This window comes from Pediococcus damnosus (assembly GCF_001437255.1).
GTDB lineage: Bacteria > Bacillota > Bacilli > Lactobacillales > Lactobacillaceae > Pediococcus > Pediococcus damnosus.
The window spans coordinates 40323-60565 of sequence record NZ_JQBD01000003.1 but is presented as its reverse complement, the minus strand read 5'-3'; the positions used below and the strand labels follow the sequence as shown (position 1 = coordinate 60565).

Below are 20243 nucleotides of genomic sequence, written 5' to 3'. Positions count from 1 at the left end.
ATCTATTACCAACAACAGATATTGTAGAACCTAAATAGTCATTCTAATTCACTAACTGTGGGTTGGGAGGCTATTTTTTTATTTGGTTTTACTGGATAATTTTTCACTTATACCGTGCGACCAAAAATATAGGTGTTGATCATTTTTCGGAACAGTTAACTAGTACCAAAGCTTGATGGTTGAAAAAAATAATACCAATTATTCCGCATTGGGTAAATAAGTTGTAATATAAAAGTTAGTGAACTTTTTAAGGGAAGAAGAGAAATCTTTTGTCGAAACGAAATATCTTAATTGTTACTTGTGCGTTATTATTATCGAACGCGATGAGTGGCCTGGATAGTACGATTATTAACACTGCCTTACCAGCCATTATTTCTGATCTCCACGGAATTGAAATGATGGGCTGGATTGTGGCCGTGTTTTTACTTGGAACGGCTGTTAGCACGCCGTTATGGAGCAAATTAGGGGAGCATATTGGAAATAAGCGTAGTTATCAACTAGCAGCGTTAATTTTTGTTGTGGGTTCTTTACTTCAAGGGTTAGCACCCAATATTGTTTTTCTGATTATTGCTAGAACGATTGCAGGAATCGGTAATGGTGGGGTTGTTTCATTACCTTACATTATTTATGCGCGGATGTATGAAAATCCCCGTAAACGTATGCAAGTGCTAGGGCTGGTTTCGGCAAGCTATAGTACCGCAACGATCATCGGTCCTTTAGTGGGTGGTTTCATTGTCGATGCATTCACTTGGCACTGGGTTTTTTATTTGAATATTCCGGTTGGGTTACTTTCCATCTTGTTGGTCCAAATTTATTACAAACTAAAAAAGGAACCGCACAAAACCAAACCGGTCGATTATTCAGGTGCCATTTTTATGAGTGTTGGCTTGATCAGTTTATTGACGGGCATTGAAATGATTGGGAGTGGCAACAATGTTTTAGTGGGTGCTGCCTTTATCGTTGCCATTATTTGTTTAGCAGGGATGGCTCATTTTGAAAAAAGAGCTGCAGATCCAATTATTCCCAGTCGCCTATTTAAAAATCGAGCTTTAGTAGTCGATTTTGCGTTATTTACATTGATTTGGGGTGCTTTTGTTGGATTCCTGATCTATAGTCCAATGTGGGGCTCAAGGCTTGCTGGGAACTAGTGCGCTTGTTGGGGGAGCTACGCAAATTCCAAGTTCATTTACTAATTTTATGGGCTCTGGATCGGTAGCGCCATTACGCCGTTATTTTACACCACAAAGAGTTATTGCAATGGGCATTATCATGCTGATTATTTCGTTTGTTTTTCTGGTTATTGGTGGTGTTAAAACGCCATACTGGGTTCTATTGGTGGCCGGAGCATTTGAAGGATTTGGTAATGGAGCGTGTTTCAACGAACTCCAAGTCAAGGTTCAACAGGATGCCGATAAAGAGGATGTTCCCGTTGCGACTTCGTTTAGTTTCTTAATTCGAATGCTTAGTCAAACATTCACCGCATCAATTTTTGGTTTAGTCATGAATGGTGCTCTTCGAAAGGGCGTTAATCGGTCAAATGGCACGATTACGATGAAGATGATGAATAAGCTAAGTGATGCAACTAATATTAGTTCGTTACCAGCCCACCTAATTCCACAAATGCGGGTAATTTTACATAACGGTCTTCATAATATCATGTTGGTTGCTTTGGTATTGATGCTAATTTCTTTGGGAATCAATATCTGGGCTCAGAGAATGGAAAAAAATGCGGGCGTTAAAGTGGAATGATTTATTGATTTTCGGGAAATGTATTGAAACGAATGACTTTCAGTAATTTTGTATAAAGAACCTAAAAAAGAGGGTAGCAATTTTGTCACTATGGCTTACATTTATAATTTTATTGGTTACAGGAATAGCCGCTGGTCTGCTTTCGTCAATTGCCGGATTGGCGTCATTGGTTTCGTATCCGGTATTACTTTTGTTAGGACTACCTCCAGTTAGCGCGAATGTGACGAATACGGCCGCTTTGATTTTTACAGGAGCCGGATCTAGTTTGTCTTCATTAAGAGAATTACACCATAGTCGAAAAACGGCCTGGCAAGTAACCACCTATACCCTAATGGGTGGTGTCGTTGGAAGTGTTTTACTAGTATTTGCGCCAGCGACGACCTTTGAACGGGTGGTTCCATTTTTGGTTTTTGGGGCAGGAGTTTTGATGCTATGGTCACAATTTAGACGGCAACCACCGCAAGCTAAAACTGACCAGAGTAGTTTAAAAACTGTTATTTTAAAAAATATTGCAATCTTTCTAGTTGGTGTTTATATTGGGTATTTTGGAGCGTCAGCGGGGATGATTTTGTTGTCGATTCTCATTGTAACTTTGAACGAATCCTTTGCCGTAACCAATGCAATTAAAAATTTTGCCGCATTTATGACAAATATTTTATCGCTTGTTATCTATGCTTTTACAACCAAAGTTTATTGGTGGATGGTGGTTCCCCTTGGGATTGGGATGTTTATTGGTGGCTACACCGGTCCAGTGGTGGTTCGCCATGTACCGGTTAAACCGTTACGGACGATCATCGCGTTTGCTGCCTTTGGATTAGCGGGTTATCTATTTTATACCGCATACTTTTAAAGATTATTGGAATTCGATTTCTGCTGAGAAATTTCTTAGTGAAAATCGTTTTTTTGTTTACATAAACAATTATGAGTTTCTAAATGGTTCCATCAATGTTAAAATTAAATTAGTAAATATTAAGAAAACATGAGGAAAATGCAAAAATGAAAACAACTTACACGAATGCTAACTTATTTAACGGGATCGATAACAAAATTATACCCAATACATACTTTACAGTTGACAATGAAACTGGAAAATTTACAGAGATGAGGACTGGTACACCTACAAATGATAATCCTCAAGTGGATTTAAACGGCCAGTACGTTATGCCGGGATTGATTAATGCCCATACCCACATCATGTTAAATCCAGTAACAAATAAAATGGATTTCTTAACAGAAACCGAAGTTGCTTTTACGGCGTTGCAGAATTTAAAAGATCTCCTGCATTCTGGCGTGACCTACATTCGTGAATGCGGCTGTGCGTTTAATACAGATATCAAGCTAAATAAAATTGCAAAGCAAACCAAAGTTTTAGGACCTGAAATTGTGCCAAGCGGGCGCCCATTTTCTATATTTGGCGGTCACGGTGACTCACCTGAGAATGAAAATGGCAGTACTAATTTTTCTTATTTAATTAGTTCCCCAGACGAAATGCGCAAAGCAGTACGAATCGCGTTTAAGAATGGAGCAAAAAATATTAAATTAATGGTAACGGGTGGGGTCATGTCAGCAGGTGATCAAGTAGATGATACCGAGTTGAGTATCGGTGAAATGAAAGTGGCAGTTGCGGAAGCTCATTCGAAACATATGATTGTGTCGGCACATGCACAAGGTCATCAAGGGATTCAATTGGCACTGGATGCCGGAGTTGATTCAATTGAACATGGGATTTATATAGATGAAAAACAGGCGACATTTATGAAGGAGCATCATGTTTATTTAGTGCCAACTTTAAATGCGCCAGCATGTATTTCTGAGTACGGAAAAGGTAAAGTCCCAGCATACATGATGGCAAAGAATAAACAAGTCGAAAAAGCCTTTTATGAAAACATCGGAATGGCGCTTAGAAAAGGTGTCAAGCTAGTGACCGGAACGGACGCTGGAACCCCATTTAATAGTTTTAAAACTGGGACCTGGGAAGAATTGGCTTTAATGGTTCATAAAATTGGGGCAACTCCTTATCAAGCACTATTGGGGACGACCAGTTATGCGGCTGATTTATTAAAAATTAGTGATGATTATGGCAGTTTGGAAGCTGGAAAGGTTGCCGACTTCTTAGTGTTGAAGGAAAATCCTTTGGAAAAAATTGAGGCAGTGCAACAAGTGGACAAAGCCATTTATAAAAAAGGCCAACTAGTTGTGTAAAAAGTTTAGGGATGTTTGTAACAGGTTAAAATAACGAGATCAATATTTTGAAAGAATTCAGGAAACTTAAAAACATCCAGAACCTTTTTACAGGTCTGGATGTTTTTAAGTTATTTTACGTTTTTACTGAGGACTTTTTCGATTTCATCTGTCATCTTTAAAGGATTGGTTTTGGGTGCGTAACGTTTTACAACATTGCCTTCAGAATCCACTAAAAACTTAGTGAAGTTCCATTTAATGGCAGAGCCCAAGGCGCCTGGAGCAGATTGGGTTAAATAATTAAATAAAGGTAAGGCGTTTTTGCCGTTGACATCCGCAATGGTGTGCATGGGAAAACTAACTCCATAAGTCGTACGGCAAGCTGCAGCGGCTTCTTCACTGGTAGCAACTTCTTGTTTAAATTGGTTAGATGGGAATCCCAATACGACCAGTCCCTGATCTTTGTATTGCTGATAGAGTTGTTCAAGTTGTTTAAATTGCGGGGCAAAGCCACATTTAGTTGCTGTATTCACGATAATTAAAGGGTGACCACGATATTTTGATAATGAGTAGGTATTGCCGTTTTCTAGCATTACTGTGTAATCATATATTGACATGTCTAGTACCTCCTTGCTTTTATTATAACTATTTACAAGAAAAGCTTGGTGTTTAATGCTCTGGTAAGATTTTAACTTTGTGTGTTTGGAAAATATTTAATGACTTATTAAACTCGTGATAATATTACTAAGTTAAAATATCTGTTCTTGCCGTCATTAAAGCAAATTTGAAGAGTCCAGACCGACAGAAATTTACCAAGTAAGTTGTGAACAATCGAAAAATGGTGTCTGACTTTAATTAAGTCAAACACCATTTTTGAATTAATTAGCCTTATTAAAGGGTAGAACGGTTGTGGCAGTCCGATCATCAGATGTGGGTAAGTAAACAGGATGGCCAAGGGCAAACCCTTGCAGCATGTCAACTTTACAATCACTGAGGAGGAGGAGATCATCCTTTGATTCAATTCCCCCGACTGTAAACAACTTGTGGTTCTTTTGAGCCTGTTCATTCCAGAATATTAGTTGCGGAATCAATTTATCTAGAACTTTATTTGTGCGAAAATTTTGCATGCCAAATTTGTACTCTTGGATAAAAGGGTCTAGAGATTGAATTCTTTTAAGCTGATTGTTCCCAAAACCAACGTCATCGATAATCAGGTCAATGCCGCAAGCAGAGAAGTGTTTGGCAGCTTCGTAGATTTGAGATTCAGTGACTAGCGTGGGGCTGTTATGTTCTGTGAGCTCAACCGTTAAAGTAACTGGCAAAAGCTGCTCTTTAGTGCTTTGCAGTGCATTACAGAAGTCTGAATCGACAAACTGTTCAGGATTTAAGTTAATAGAAATATTTTTAAACTTAGCTGCGAATTGTGATGTTGTTCGAACCAGAAGCTCAGCAATTTGCTGCGCTGGGAAACGTTTAAAATCAGTCGGTAAAACCCAACCATTAGTCACTTTTTCGCGCAAAAAGAGCTCGTAACCAATTGGTTGTAATGGGTATAAAAGGAATTTTGGTTGTCCCCAAAAACGAATCATAATAGTTTCCTCCGACCTAGAGCTCAAAACTTTTTGACACCAAATATTGATTCTTTTTGTAAATTGAATAATACGATAACGACATAATTTTATCACAGATCTTTGAAGGCACAATAGAAAAATACGGGATGGTACGCGTTACTTGGTGTTTAAATATGTTTGCTGGGGCAACAAATTCGATTCTGTAACGGGAACTAATTGTCCATGGTGATAATAACAAACTCAATTTTTTAAAAAATCCTTCATATATAGAAAATATGGAGGGTTTTAATTTAAATTTTATTAGAAAACTTTTCCTGGCCGTAGAGTGACTTGGGATCACTTGTCTCCGGTTTAGATACGGTGACACAATCGCGTCCCTTACCTTTTGAATGGTACAGCATTTGGTCGGTACGTTCGTATAATAGATTTTGTGTAACATCTGATTTTTGAAGTGTCGAAACGCCCATAGAAATGGTTACCTGAATAGCTTTGTTTTCATTGATTTTGAAAGTTGTTTCTCGAATTTCAGACTGGAGCTGATAACTAAATTTTGCAGCCTGTTCTAAAGTAACATCAGGTAAAAGAATATTAAATTCTTCACCACCCACCCGGTAGCACTTTGCTTGAGGAATAGTTTTCGTTTTTTCAGCAACGAGGTGACTAACAGCTTTTAAAACGGCATTACCAGCTAAATGACCATGCTGATCATTTACACGTTTGAAATGATCAATATCAAAGGCAATCATTGTTAATGGCTGATCGACGTTTTTAAAAGCATGGAATTCTTCATTAAAATCTTTTTTGAATACGGAATAATTTTTTAGTTTGGTCAGTGGATCAGTACTTGCTTGATGAGTCAAGCTGGTTAAGTAGTCATTTTCATTGTTTAAGCGCGTCAGTCCGTAGTACAAAGAAAAGTTCATAATGATAAAGGCCATCCAATAATACCAAGATGAAGAGACCGTTACATCATTAAAATAGCGGAAACGAATGAAGTGAAAGACTATCCAAAACACACCGACAACGATATCTAACAGCCCGATCAAGATTAATTGATTTAGATGGAAATATCGAACAATGTATACAATAACACTTACAAACAAATAGATGAGAACCGTGGTAAGAACAAAGTAAAGGGTGCCCATTGTGAGACCCCAGAATGCCGCACGGGCAATGAAGCTTGATAAAATCACAATTAAACTGGTTCGCTGTCCCAAATAAATAATGACATAGAATAATAGCAATAATCGAAAATCTACAAATGCCACATCTTGCTTGGTGTGGGCAGCAGCATATTCAAAGTACACTCCCAATATAGAAAAGTAAACTACACTTAAAATGGATAGCCGACCCACTAAATAATTGATCGGTTTTTCTTCCGTCCTAGAGTGGGTTATCATTGAACGGGTAATTAGCTGGAAAAACAAAATAATTCCAAGGGTGACAAAAATCCCAGTGAATAAGGGTGACAATAGCCATTCGTGTTGTGTCAAAAAATTCATCTCTTAACTAAAATGATATGAAATAAGCCAGATAGTTTTAAATATAAAAAATCCCGTTGTATTTGTTAACGATACAGGGCGCGGATCCTAATTATATCAAAAAAATAGAGGACAAAAAAGTGGATTTAGGCAGAAAAATTAAGCCCATTAATTAACTGCTTTTAAAAATTTGGCTTTAGATGGTTCCTTAAATATTTTGAACGCAGAATACAAAAAAACAACCATCATAGTAGTCGGGATGGTTGCTTGTAAAGCACTATATTAAATAGTGCGGCGTGTTTTAGCACGCATCAGACAATTGTCTGATAAGATTTGGCACCTTATGGGCTAGTTTAACACAAATTAGTTAGGTTTTAAAATGGTTCCAAGCATATGTATGTGTCAAATTTTAGTAGGTAGTACCTCTAATTAGATTTTATTTAAGTTTTTACCTGCTTTTAGTTTCGTTCCGGCGCTGATGTGGGGCCGTGTGGGTCGCTTGCGAGCTAAATTTTTGCCCTTCAGGCCAGAAGCGGACCTCTCCAGTCTCCCTCTCTAAGCGATAAATCGCCAAGTGACATCGACACACTCTTTCATCAACGCCTCCACTGCACCTATTATTCAAGTTTTACGCAATAATCTTCACCAAAATTCCTACTAATTTTGATTGGTGAAAAGATGAGTGATCACGTAATTTCTAATTGAATTGCGTTTTTAATCAGAATATACTGAATCTAAGTTTTAAAAAATGATCGATGGGATGTGACGCACTGATGTGTACGAGTGTAATGTATCAGAATGCAAAAGGGAACTGGTTTTTAGCGCGAACAATGGATTTTTCGTTTGAATTGGGCGGCCGTCCTGTTGTGGTTCCCCGTAATTTTCATTTTAAAAGCGATGCTGATGCAGAAGGTTTTGATACCAAACTAGGTTTTACCGGTGCTGGCCGTGATCTGAATGGCTACATCCTGGTTGATGGCGTTAACGAGGCTGGTGTGGGGGCGGCGACGCTTTACTTTGACGGCTTGGCAAAGTTTGCCGAAGAAACTGAAGCTGATAAAATAAATTTGGCCCCTCACGAGATGATTAATTGGATCCTTGGCAATGTTACTAGTGTAGCTGGTTTAAAAGCTAAAATTAATGACGTCAATATTGTGGCCGTGGCCAATGATCTATTTAAAATGGTTGTGCCACTTCATTGGATTGTGGCTGATAAAACTGGTGCCTGTGTGGTATTAGAGCAAGACGGTGATGGGATGCACGTGATGGATGATCCCGCCAAAGTGATGACCAACAGTCCTGATTTTCAGTGGCATTTGAAGAATCTGAATAATTACGTTCAATTAAAACCAACTTCACATGGTGAAAAAACCTATGGTGAATTTAAATCTGATGCTTATGGTTTAGGCAGTGGTGCGCTGGGACTACCTGGCGATTATACATCGGTGTCCCGATTCGTAAGAGCGGCATTTATCCGTGAGAATACAGAAAAGGCTGACACTACAGCTAGTTCGATTAATGCCCTGTCACACATCTTGAATAGTGTGGAAATTCCTAAGGGTGTTAAAGCTGACGATGAAGGTGGCTGTGATTATTCGCAGTATCGCGGGTATATGAGCTTGGACGAGGGCGCCTATTACATGCAACCTTATGCTGATCAGACAATTACGCGAGTAGCGCTAACACCGGCAGTTTTAAATGCCGACAAACCGACTGAGTATCCATTACAGTCTGAACAACAATTTAATTCGGTAAATTAATTTTGAAAACACCAATATATATGAAGGTTGAGAAATCTGTTTATATAATGGTGTTTTTTAATTTGCTTAGGTTCATTAAAGCCAGATTTTAAATGCTATAATTCAAGTAATAACGAAACAGGATCAGAGAGGACGATTACTAAAATGGCGTTTATTACATTAAAAGACGAAACAAAAAAATATACAATGGAAAATAATACAATCGTTGCGAACGATAAAATTAGTTTTGATATTGATGAAGGTGAGCTGGTCATAATTTTAGGCGAGTCAGGAGCCGGAAAATCAACGGTTTTAAACATGCTGGGCGGTATGGATCATCCAACCGAGGGCAGCATTATCATTGATGGCCAAGATATTGCCACTTATACTGAACGTCAATTAACTGAATATCGCCGAACTATGGTGGGATTTGTTTTCCAGTTTTATAATTTAATTCCTAATTTAACGGCCCACGAAAACGTGGAACTGGCTAGTCAGGTGGCTTCGGACGCTTTAGATGTGGATGAAACGCTTAAGCATGTCGGCCTGGAAAAACGAATGGCAAACTTTCCAGCCCAATTATCAGGTGGCGAGCAGCAGCGAGTCGCTATTGCCCGAGCACTGGCAAAAAATCCCAAGTTGCTCTTATGCGATGAGCCAACCGGGGCTTTAGATTATCACACCGGCAAACAAATTCTGAAATTACTGCAAGACACGGCGCGCAAAACCCACCGAACTGTTTTAATTGTGACGCATAATTCAATGATTGCTCCGATGGCCGACAAGGTAATCCATCTAAAGGATGCCCAGGTTAAAGGAATTGAACGCAACGAGCACCCAACCCCCGTTGAAAACATTGAATGGTAGGTGGAAATAATGAATCGAACTTATTTTAAGGCTACCGTGCGTGAGATTACGCAATCAATGGGTAAATTTGTCTCAATCGTGCTGATTATTTTGTTGGGGTCATTACTCTATGTGGGGATTCGAGGGGTTGGGCCGGATCTGAACCAATCAGCAAATCACTATTTTCAACAACAGCAACTAAGTGATGTTAAAGTTAGCTCAACCATGGGCCTGACAAACAGTGATTTAACTTCAATTAAGCACAATAAAAATGTTAAGCAAACAGCGGCAAGCCATATGGTTACGTTGCAAAAGAGTCGTAACCAAGTTGTCAGTGTGTACAGTTATCAAAAACAGGCTAAGCTTGATAAATTGAAGTTGGTAAGTGGTAAATTACCAACTAAAACTAATCAAATTGTTTTAGATGCCAAGGCCAAAGAAAATGGTTATCATATCGGTGATACCTATCAGCTTCCTAAGAATACCAATTTAAAACGGCGCACGTTTAAAATTGTCGGCTTTGTTAATTCGCCCCAATTTGTCAGCAGTACAGATCGCGGGACGACCAATTTAGGTAGCGGAACCGTCGATTATTTTGCCTGCGTGCCGAACGGGGCATTTAGTCAAAAAGAATATGCTGCGATTGCGGTGCAATTTAAAAATTCGAATCACTATGCAGCCGGAACAGATGCTTATAATGACCAGGTTGATCGGCAAAAAGCTAGTTTGAAAGCAACTTTAAGCAAGCGACCTCGTGACCGGCAAAAACAATTGCAGGCGAGTGCACAAGCTAAATTAGATAAACAGTCTGATAAACTTAAACAACAAGAAAAACAATTGGCCAAGGTCCCAAGTGGTTATCAAACGACCCAAACCAAAGCGGCTAAACAAGAACTCGCAGCTGGGAAAAAGAAGATTGCGGCTTCTGAAGTTCAGATTAAGCAAATTGCGAAACCAACTTATATGTATAACGATCGCAGTACCAACCCTGGGTACCAAGATTACTTTGATGAATCGCACAGTATTGCGGCAATTGCGATTATCTTCCCCGGTTTCTTCTTATTCATTGCCATTCTAATTACATTTTCCACAATTTCGCGAATGGTGGAGAAAAACCGTCGTGAAATTGGTCTGATGCGCGCGTTAGGCTATACCAAACGTGAAATTGCGATGAAGTACATTGTTTATACCTTGTTAGCAGGAATTTTAGGTGCCGGACTTGGTGGTGTGCTGGGAATGCTGACCTTGCCACAGTTTGTCTTTAGTTTGCTCAGCAATAATAATCTAACTGAATTTGTGGGCGTGATTCCGTGGTCGTATCTTGCTCAGACAATGGTAGCAGGCTTAATTGCGACGTTAGGCAGTGCCTTAATTGTTCTAACCATTAATTTGCGCGAGGTACCAACGAACTTGATGCGGGAACGGGCTCCAAAAGCTGGTAAACGTATCTTGTTGGAACGCATCAAACCACTTTGGTCACATCTGAGTTTCAATCAAAAGGTGAGTTATCGAAACCTCTTCCGTTATAAGGGCAGAATGATCATGACCATTGTGGGAATCGCCGGATGTACGGGTTTAATTTTGACGGGATTTGGGATTCAAGATTCCGTGAACGACTTGGTTCCGACTCAGTATGAAGACGTGCAACATTTTCAAGCATTGGTTACCGTTGAAAAAGCAACGCAACAAGTTCATGCGGATAATATTGCGGCGCAAAAACCAGTGATGGTGAAGTCGATTACAGCTAGACCGACACATGGAACGGCCAATGATACGGTCACCTTAATGGTTCCGAAAACAACGACTAACTTTGCCAAGTATGTGACATTGAAATCAGTTGCAACAAGTAAAAGGCTTCATTTAACTAATAAGGGCGTCATTTTATCCGAAAAACTCGCAACCGATATGCATGCGAAGGCTGGTAGTTCAGTTAACCTTCAGATCGGTGGCAAGAAAGTGACGGCTAAGGTGACAGGTGTGACCACCAACTATGCTGGTCACTGGCTTTATACCACTCAGGCTTACTATAAAAAGTTAACGGGTAACTCTGTTCAAACGACAACCCGGTTAGTGAAAACAACCCATACTAAAAAGGCGCAACGGGAAAAGTTAAGTCGGCAGTTACTGAAGGAAAAGGGTGTTTTGAACGTTAGTTTTCCAAGGTATGCGGCTAGTTCGTTAAGTACTGGTGGACTGGGATCGGTTGTCTTGATTATGATCGTGATGTCCGGCGCGCTGGCTTTGGTTGTGCTCTATAATTTAACGAACATTAACATTTCTGAACGGATGCGTGAATTAGCGACGATTAAAGTGTTGGGATTCTACGATCGAGAAGTAACCGCCTATGTGGCGCGTGAAAATGTGATCTTTACAATTGCTGGAATTGTCGTTGGTTGGGGAATCGGATTGTTCTTGCACCAATTTATTATGGTCAAGGCGCAAACTGGGAGTATCTTATTCCCGATGACGATCCATTATCCAGGTTTCATCTGGTCCGCGGTCATTACGGGATGCTTTAGCTTGTTTATCGGAATTTTGACGCATTTTAAACTCAAACATATTGATATGTTGGATGCTTTATCAGCAGGTGAATAGTTGAAAGGAGAACTTCGCGTGCAAGAGAAACAACAAAAAATTTTCAATGCCGCCCAGAAAACTTTTAACGAATTAGGTTTCAAAAAAACTAGTATTGCTGCAATTACGAAGCGTGCGGAAGTTGCGGTCGGAACGTTTTACCGTTTTTATAATTCTAAAGAAGAAATCTTTGTTCAAGTTTATGTTGAAGAAAATAAACGGGTGAAGCAAGCGGTATTGGCAACAAGTGATCTTAGTGAAAATCCACGAACTTTATTGCCTAAAGTGATGAGTCAATTGCGAAATCAAGCGAACAATAATCTGATTTTACGGGCTTGGTATACAAATCCAAAACTGAAACAGCTAATCAAAAATAAGACCTCAGTGGAAGAAAATTTTATGTATTACACGGTTTTACAGCTGATTAAGCAGTGGAAAGATCATGATTTGATTCAACCGGGGATGACGGTATCACGTGTACAGCAACTGTTCGGGGCATTAATTGTAGTGGACAGTCACCACGATGAATTGCCAGCGGGAGATTATGAACAGTTAGTAGCTGATTTAATTCAAGGGATTTTGGATCGCATTTTAAAATAATGAAGAAACAAGGCTGGAGTAATTTCAGTCTTGTTTTTTTGCATTGTAAGGCTGTAATTTATACTAATGTCTTCTCTGAAAAATTGTATGCTTATGAGTTGAAGACCTAAAAAGACAGAGGTTGATCTCCTATAAAGTGGTATAATTATACCTATATACATATAAACTGATGATTTGTTGCATAAAACGTAAACGGAAAGAAAGGGCGATTAGTTATGCAAGTTAAAAATAAAAAATATTCAAAATTAATTCATGATAGTGGAGAAAATAAAGAACATTATAAGATGTATAAAACCACTAAGGGATGGCTTTTTGCGGGGATTACCCTGTTTACTTTTGGAGCAGGGTTTACTTTTGGACCATATGCGGTTCAGGCGAATGACAATACTTCGAATGCAGAAAACGAAAGTTCGGTTGTAACAAGTAGTACGAGTTCTTCATCCGCAGCAGCTAGTTCAGAAAATTCCAGTGTAGCTTCTACAAGTTCCTTGAACGCACCCTCTAATACTTCTGCAAATAACTCCTCATCTACAAGCAGTAGTACTGTTTCCAAAACACAGAATTCTAATAGTTCTAAAAACTCATCAACAAGTTCCTCTAGTTTATCGGCACAGTCAAGTTCAAGCAGTTCCAGTTCATCATCTGTAATTAGTGATGCGAGTTCAGCAACGAATTCAACAACTTATAATAGTTCTTCGCCTAGTTCCGAATCAGCAACAGCATCTGGCATGAAGAGCTTATCTACAAGTACAGTTTCTAGTAGTGCTGTTTCTAGTGGTTCAATAAGTTCAGTTGCTAATGGATCTACATCTTTGGCCTCGACGGCAGAATCTTCTAACGCAACTCCTAGTATTGGTGCGTCAAACAGTGATACTAGTGACTTGAGCTTGTCAGCTGCTACTTCAGTGGCTGTTTCGGATGAAAATATCAGTATCTCAAGTACAGAACTTACGGCGACAGATGCAGTTGGTAATGTGGTGGTAATTCCGGATGACACCAAACAAACTGCAGCGCCATTAATGAATGTAAGAGCTAGAAGGACAATGGTTGCGGCCGTATCGGCAGCTAGTGCAGGTGTTAAATTATCAGAAAACTCGATGGGATATGGCACCAGTGCAGATGGTATGACAATTACATTTAGCTTTACTGGTTCTGCGAATGATGTGTTTACAATTACGATTCCTGCCAACAGCAGTGTGTATCAACTAAATAAAAATTTTGACACGATGTCCACCGGCGGAACTACAACATTTGTTAAAAATGCAGATGGTTCGACAACGATTACGGATACGCTCAGTTCAACCTTGACTGGAACACAGAGTTTCAGTCAGACAATTACTTTAGATCAAAACAGTAATTATCTTGGACAGCCGGCCCCAATGACAGATATTGGCACAACAACTAATACTATTAATTACACGATTAATGGTACAACACAAACCCCAGTGCTGTTTACCCAAACGATTAGTCCAACGGCGTCCTTATCAACGCCAAGCCGCACGTATCCAACAACAGCAGTTGGATCGGTATTACCAAACACAGATTACGTTTATAACATCAGTGCAAATGAGGCCGATGGAGTTTTGGACAATGGGTCTAAATCAAATCAAGTTAATTCTGCGGCCAACTTTGGTGGAACCACGATTACGATTCCAGTCCCCAGCAGTTTTACTTTTGATAGCAGTCTCACTAATTCTTTAAATGGTTTTACAGATGGCACCACAATTACGCAACCGGATGGAAAAGGCGGTAACGTGATTATCACTGTACCAGCCGGTTCAGGCAAACAAAATTATCAAACTGGTACCGATTTTTCCTATAAAATTGCTGGAGCATACGATGTGGCGCAAACTGCCAGTGAACAAACGTTAACGGCTTCAGACCCAGCAACATTGACCCAAGTCATTAATGCTGCCGGAGATACAATCACTTCAACAGCTGCAGACAGCTGGACAGAAACTGTTCTCGCATCTCGTGATTCGGGAGAACAAAGTGCTGACATGACAGCAGTTGGAAACAGTAGCTCGTCTAGTACAAAGCTTTTACTCGATAACGATCTAACTAATGACCCGACTTCACTTAACACATTTGTATTTAGCACGGAAAGTGCCAATTCACTGACGGATGCGATAATTACCCTAAATATTGCGAATGGGCTTGATGCAACAAGCATTCAAGTGCCAAGTGAAGGTGCCACGACAACTTCTTATCTGCCTGGGGCAACCAGCTATGCGTATACTATGACATTGGCAGATGGAACGGTCGAAAAGGGGACCGTCCTGGCAGGGGGAACGCTTACGCCGAATGATAGTTCGGCCATTCGTACGGTTACATTTACACCTAATTTTTTAGCCGCCGGGGCAACAAGTGGTAGTATTCATGGAACAAGTCTACTTACTTTATCTGGAACCGGATTCATTGTATACGGTACCCTTTCTTCGACTTATGATGATGGTTCTTCAGTCAATGATGGTGATCAGCTTGCATCATCTATTGAAGTCGACATTAACGGAACCACAACCGATACGTCATCTACGCAAACGGTAATTTATCCAAAAGATACAGTTGCTACGGTTACGGGCTATAAACATCAAACAAGTGAGGTTGTTGGGGCAACAAACGCAGGATCTCTTTCGCTTGCAATGTCTGGTAATACTGGGCAAACAGCAAATGAGATCTATGAACCTGTTTACTACTTTGTTATCCCATCTGCCACGACTGTTACAGGCGTCACAAATTTTCCCGATGGTGGTGTAGTTTACGAATTTCTAGCAGATGATGGTCGAGAGGTAGTTAAAATTGATTACACGGGTACAGGCGTTTCTGTGACAACTCAAGACACCTATCTCATACAAATTGATTTGGCCAATAATAGTGATGCAATGCCAGGAAGTTATGAATATCTAATGTATGTGACATCTCCGGAAACCCAGCTGACAAATAAAACGGCCGTCACTGACACTTCCTTTACTGATGGTGATGCAAATGCAGTTTTGATGGGCGATGGAAAAGGAACGTGGACGATTGCAGCTGTAGCAACACTTGCGAATGCCAGCTTAGCACAAGGAAATCAGGACTTGACTGCGGTACAAGATGGCACTTCCTATATTGGTGGAGATCAGACACTGACTTTCTATGACACAGTTCTTAACATTGTGTCTTCAAAAACAACAAATGCAGTTTCCTTGATTAATCTGCCAATGGTTGGTGATAGTCAAGGTTCGGGATATACATTTGATTTAACAGGTCCGATTGCCTTACCAAGTACTTATACAACTGGGGATGCCTTAACAGCTACAGTTCTCTATTCGACCTCACAACAAGCACCTGGTGATACTGTATCCACAGCGGGATATATGACGGCTGAGCAGGTATCAGGAAATTGGTCATCTGTTTGTTCAATTATCATTGAATTTAATGCTATTCCAAGTAATGCTTCCACCGGAAGAATTGCAATTACGGGAACCACTACTGATTTTAATAATCAGGCCGGGAAGACAGGCTATTTGCAGACAGCATTTTACGCGGACGGTTATGTTCCTGCTATCTCGGGGACGGATTCTGCAGCTAAGATCACAATTCTAAATGCTCCTACTGTAGCTTTAAATAAACAGAGCTTTACTTATGATGGTACAACTAATGCTAGCTATGCTAGTGGTTTGGTTGCTACGATCACTTTAACAGATGGTACTACCCAAACATTGAGTTTAGGTAGCAAAGATATTACGGTAACTAATGATGGAAAGACAGTTAATACGTATACGTATGGTTTATCAGCAATTGGACTATCCGCAGTTCAAGCCATTATTGGAACCACAACGAGCTTGGGCGATCCGGATACTACAGGGATGATCAACATTACTCCGTATGAGACTAAAGCTTTATTAAATAATGTGAAAATTTCTTATGACGGGACCACGAAGGCTAGTGAAGCTGTTGGCTTAACGGCAACAATGACAATTGCAACCGCGGATGGAGCTACAAAGGTCGTAGATTTAAACAGTGATGATATTAACGTGATCTCAGATGGTGTTAGTGTAAATGATTATGTCTATACTTTAACAACGACTGGGTTGGCAAAGGTACAAGAAGTTGTAGGTAATAATTATACGGTTAATGACAATAATGTGACTGGGAAAATTTCGATCACAGCAGGATCGGCTGCTGCAGATTTAACTGGTAACGAATTTACGTATGATGGTACGAAAAAGGCTAGTGACGCAACTGGCTTGGTCGCAACAGTGACATTGACAAGCGGTAAAAAGACAACGGTTGATTTAGACAGTTCAGATATTACTATTTCCAGTGGTAGTGACAGTGCAAATGCAGGAAGTTATACATTTACTTTAAATGATAATGGTTTAGCTAAAGTACAGGCCAAAATTGGTAACGGCTATACAGTTAGTCAAGGAAGCACAGGTACAATTATCATTGACAAAGCGCCAGTTACTATCACTGCACCAACTGTTTCTAAATCGTATGATGGTAAACCATATAGTGATGATTTAACAGCTAGTGTGGAGGGCAAGCCAACTGATGGCGCAGATTTAGTTTATAGCTTAACGGATGTGAGTCAGGATGTCGATCAAGGGACATATCCAATTGATGTAACCGCCGTTGCCACTGATAATCCAAATTATACTGTTTCAGTGGTGGCTGGTAGTCTAACAATTAAGGCTGCCAATGCATCTGTTGTTTTGAATCCTGGAGGCTTTGCATACGACGGAACCACTAAGGCTAGTGAAGCGGACAATTTAACGGCGACCGTCAATGGACAAACTGTTAATTTAACAAGTTCAGATATTACTGTCACAAATGATGGTACTGCTAGCGGTGATTATACGTACTCCTTATTTCCAGCTGGTTTGGCCAAAGTACAAACAGCAGTTGGTAATAATTACACGGTTAGTGACAAGGATGTAACTGGAACGATTACAATTACACCGGTACCAGCCAATGTAACTTTTAAATTTGTAGATGAGCAAGGAAATACAATTAAAGCGGATCAAACGTTGAACGGTAATGTGGGCGATGCATATGATTTCGCAGCACCAACGATTGCAGGATATGCGTTTGCTTCATCTGATCAGCCATTAAGCGGAACTATTACTAGTGACAACACGATTACACTTGTCTATAAGAGCGGAACTGTAGCCCAAGAAACCTCAGCAAAAGTTACCTTTAAGTTCATAGATGAGCAAGGCAAAACAATTAAATCCGATGAGATTCTTAATAGTTATGTTGGTAACGCTTATGATTTAACAGCCCCAACGATTACAGGCTATGCATTTGTCTCATCCGATCAACCACTGAACGGTAAGATTACCGGTGATAATACAATCACATTGGTTTATAAACATGGCCAAGTGGCCCAAGAAACACCCGCAAAAGTTATGTTTAAGTTTGTGGATGAACAGGGTAATATGATTAAAGCTGGTCAGACTTTGAACGGTTACGTTGGTAACGCCTATGACCTAACAGCACCAACGATTGCGGGATATGCGTTTGTCTCCTCAGATCAACCATTGAGTGGCACGATTACTGGTGATGATACAATCACATTGGTTTATAAACACGGCCAGGTTGCCGAAGAGACACCGGCAAAAGTCACGTTTAAGTTTGTGGATGAGCAAGGTAATACGATTAAATCCGATGAGGTGCTCAATGGTTATGTTGGCAATGCTTACGATTTAACGGCGCCAATGATTGCAGGATATGCATTTGTTTCGTCTGATCAACCACTGAGCGGTAAAATTACTGGTGATGATACGATTACGCTTGTCTATAAGAGCGGAACCGTAGCCGAAGAAACACCGGCAAAAGTCACGTTTAAGTTTGTGGATGAACAAGGCAACACGATTAAATCCGATGAGGTTCTTAATGGCTATGTTGGTAACGCGTATGATTTAACGGCACCAACGATTGCAGGCTATGCATTTGCCTCATCCGACCAACCATTGAATGGCAAGATTACCGGTGACAACACAATCACATTGGTTTACAAACATGGTCAAGTAGCTGAAGAAACACCGGCAAAAGTAACGTTTAAGTTTGTGGATGAGCAGGGCAACACAATTAAAACCGATCAGATTTTGAATGGTTATGTTGGCAATGCGTACAACTTAATGGCCCCTACGATTTCAGGATACACATTCCTAAATGCTGATGGTTCACTTTCTGGGACAATTACTGGTAACGAGACGATTACGCTTGTTTATAAAGCTAAAACTTCATCACCTAATCCTGGAGGCAACGGCGGCGATGATACCGAAACAATACCTGGTAAGACGCCTACTGACTCAGGTAAACATGAGGGTACTAACACTGTTCCGAGCCAGAAGTCTAACGGTTCTGTTGAAAAAGCTAGTTTTAGTACCAGTTCACAGACCAATTTAAGTGCTAACACGCAAACGAGAAAAACTCGTTATCATGCTAAAGCTCAAGCCAAACAATTGCCGCAAACTGGTGAAAGTCAAAGAAATCCTTTGGCGGTAATTGGGATGAGTTTGATGGCCATGATCTTTGGATTATTTGGAATCAAACGGAAGAAACACGAACAAGAGTAAAAGAAAAATATTAATTCAATATAAAAAGACCGATAAATCACTTAATAGTGTTTTATCGGTCTTTCTTTGCGTTTAGCATGTTTAAATATATTGAATGGATTAGTATTGCTGATTTGCTTTTTCTAACGCTTCTTGTTTCAAGCGGAAACGCTCGCGCTTGTTCTGCAAACGATATTGTTTAGGGGTTGTTTCTGAGAACTTTTTAAAATGCTTGATGTAGTTACTGGAATCGTAATAATTTAGCATCCGGGCAATTTCACTTAATGGTAAGTCAGTATGGAGAAGCAATTTTTTGGACTCGTCAACGCGCTGTTTATCGATGTAACTTTGAATCGACAATCCCATCGTGTGGGTGAACAAACGAGAAACGTATTGGTAAGAAAGATTCAAATAATCAGCAATGCGAATTGGCTGCATTTTGTCATACAAATGCATATTTACATAATAGGTAATTTGATAAACTTGCTTAGGAACAGTATCCGTAGCGGTAATTTCATCTTCAGGCGTCTGTAAATTGTAGAAATCTTTACAAATTAATTCCAATGTTTTCTGGAAATCTTCAGGATTCTCAGGCTTTTCTGGTGTTAGCCAATCAAAGTAAGTTTCACGTAATTGAACGAAGTTTGTTGCATTGAAATGGTTTGCCAATCCAGTCATTGTAAAATCACTCACAACATTGATTAAGCTGCGGTGTAGTTCCTCATGAGACGCTTCTTTAATAAGATCGGCATGGTTCTCAAAGAAAGATGCCAGTTCACGTTTGGCACGTGACGACTCACGTTTTTCAAAATTAAAAATTAAGCTGTATTCCAAAAAAGAAAACCGAAGTAAATAGTTAGCTTTTTTTGAGTCTAGTTTATGGTGTGCAAAATTCAATTGATCATAATCATAGTAAAACATAGTTTTTTTCCTCCAAGTTACTAATTCTTTTTAAAT

General features: G+C 39.8%; 11 protein-coding genes and 1 pseudogene. 8 read left to right on the top strand and 4 right to left on the bottom strand.

The features are described 5' to 3' along the window. Window positions 1-323 precede the first annotated feature (323 nt). The 3 genes and pseudogenes from IV84_RS00840 (at window position 324) to IV84_RS00830 (ending at window position 3951) form a co-directional block, all read left to right on the top strand. Window positions 324-1749, top strand: a pseudogene (locus tag IV84_RS00840) (MFS transporter). Window positions 1750-1831: 82 nt separating this feature from the next. Then, a complete protein-coding gene (locus IV84_RS00835; protein WP_046872165.1) occupies window positions 1832-2599 on the top strand; it encodes a sulfite exporter TauE/SafE family protein in 768 nt (255 codons plus the stop codon). Between the two features lie 146 nt (window positions 2600-2745). Beyond that, a complete protein-coding gene (locus IV84_RS00830; RefSeq protein WP_046872166.1) occupies window positions 2746-3951 on the top strand; it encodes a metal-dependent hydrolase family protein in 1206 nt (401 codons plus the stop codon). Window positions 3952-4061: 110 nt separating this feature from the next. Here the strand turns inward: IV84_RS00830 and IV84_RS00825 are convergent, their stop codons facing one another. The 3 genes from IV84_RS00825 to IV84_RS00815 form a co-directional block, all read right to left on the bottom strand. Next, window positions 4062-4547, bottom strand: a complete 486-nt coding sequence (locus tag IV84_RS00825) for a glutathione peroxidase (RefSeq protein ID WP_046872167.1) — start codon at window positions 4545-4547, stop codon at window positions 4062-4064. Between the two features lie 261 nt (window positions 4548-4808). Beyond that, window positions 4809-5519: an EAL domain-containing protein gene (locus IV84_RS00820; protein ID WP_046872168.1), complete on the bottom strand. Its 711-nt coding sequence runs from the start codon at window positions 5517-5519 to the stop codon at window positions 4809-4811. 272 nt (window positions 5520-5791) lie between these two features. Then, window positions 5792-6994: a GGDEF domain-containing protein gene (locus tag IV84_RS00815; protein ID WP_052694549.1), complete on the bottom strand. Its 1203-nt coding sequence runs from the start codon at window positions 6992-6994 to the stop codon at window positions 5792-5794. 761 nt (window positions 6995-7755) lie between these two features. Here IV84_RS00815 and IV84_RS00810 point away from each other — a divergent pair. The 5 genes from IV84_RS00810 to IV84_RS00790 all read left to right on the top strand — a co-directional run bounded on the left by IV84_RS00810 (window position 7756) and on the right by IV84_RS00790 (window position 19307). After that, window positions 7756-8742, top strand: a complete 987-nt coding sequence (locus tag IV84_RS00810; protein WP_046872169.1) for a choloylglycine hydrolase family protein — start codon at window positions 7756-7758, stop codon at window positions 8740-8742. 144 nt (window positions 8743-8886) lie between these two features. Then, complete coding sequence (locus tag IV84_RS00805) at window positions 8887-9588, top strand: ABC transporter ATP-binding protein (protein ID WP_046872170.1); 702 nt, start codon at window positions 8887-8889, stop codon at window positions 9586-9588. Window positions 9589-9597: 9 nt separating this feature from the next. Beyond that, complete coding sequence (locus tag IV84_RS00800; protein ID WP_052694550.1) at window positions 9598-12162, top strand: ABC transporter permease; 2565 nt, start codon at window positions 9598-9600, stop codon at window positions 12160-12162. An 18-nt stretch (window positions 12163-12180) separates the two neighbouring features. Next, complete coding sequence (locus IV84_RS00795; RefSeq protein WP_056985974.1) at window positions 12181-12741, top strand: TetR/AcrR family transcriptional regulator; 561 nt, start codon at window positions 12181-12183, stop codon at window positions 12739-12741. 215 nt (window positions 12742-12956) lie between these two features. Next, the gene (locus IV84_RS00790) at window positions 12957-19307 is read left to right on the top strand and encodes a MucBP domain-containing protein (RefSeq protein ID WP_056985973.1); all 6351 of its coding nucleotides are present in this window, start codon (window positions 12957-12959) and stop codon (window positions 19305-19307) included. A 99-nt stretch (window positions 19308-19406) separates the two neighbouring features. Here IV84_RS00790 and IV84_RS00785 read toward each other — a convergent pair whose 3' ends face one another. Then, a complete protein-coding gene (locus IV84_RS00785) occupies window positions 19407-20207 on the bottom strand; it encodes a helix-turn-helix transcriptional regulator (protein WP_046872173.1) in 801 nt (266 codons plus the stop codon). Window positions 20208-20243: the final 36 nt, after the last annotated feature.

Bases quoted from the DNA above. Each gene is read 5' to 3' on its own strand.
- IV84_RS00830 (WP_046872166.1), top strand. From the start codon at position 2,746: ATGAAAACAACTTACACGAATGCTAACTTATTTAACGGGATCGATAAC.
- IV84_RS00825 (WP_046872167.1), bottom strand. From the start codon at position 4,547: ATGTCAATATATGATTACACAGTAATGCTAGAAAACGGCAATACCTAC.
- IV84_RS00820 (WP_046872168.1), bottom strand. From the start codon at position 5,519: ATGATTCGTTTTTGGGGACAACCAAAATTCCTTTTATACCCATTACAA.
- IV84_RS00810 (WP_046872169.1), top strand. From the start codon at position 7,756: ATGTGTACGAGTGTAATGTATCAGAATGCAAAAGGGAACTGGTTTTTA.
- IV84_RS00805 (WP_046872170.1), top strand. From the start codon at position 8,887: ATGGCGTTTATTACATTAAAAGACGAAACAAAAAAATATACAATGGAA.
- IV84_RS00800 (WP_052694550.1), top strand. From the start codon at position 9,598: ATGAATCGAACTTATTTTAAGGCTACCGTGCGTGAGATTACGCAATCA.
- IV84_RS00790 (WP_056985973.1), top strand. From the start codon at position 12,957: ATGCAAGTTAAAAATAAAAAATATTCAAAATTAATTCATGATAGTGGA.
- IV84_RS00785 (WP_046872173.1), bottom strand. From the start codon at position 20,207: ATGTTTTACTATGATTATGATCAATTGAATTTTGCACACCATAAACTA.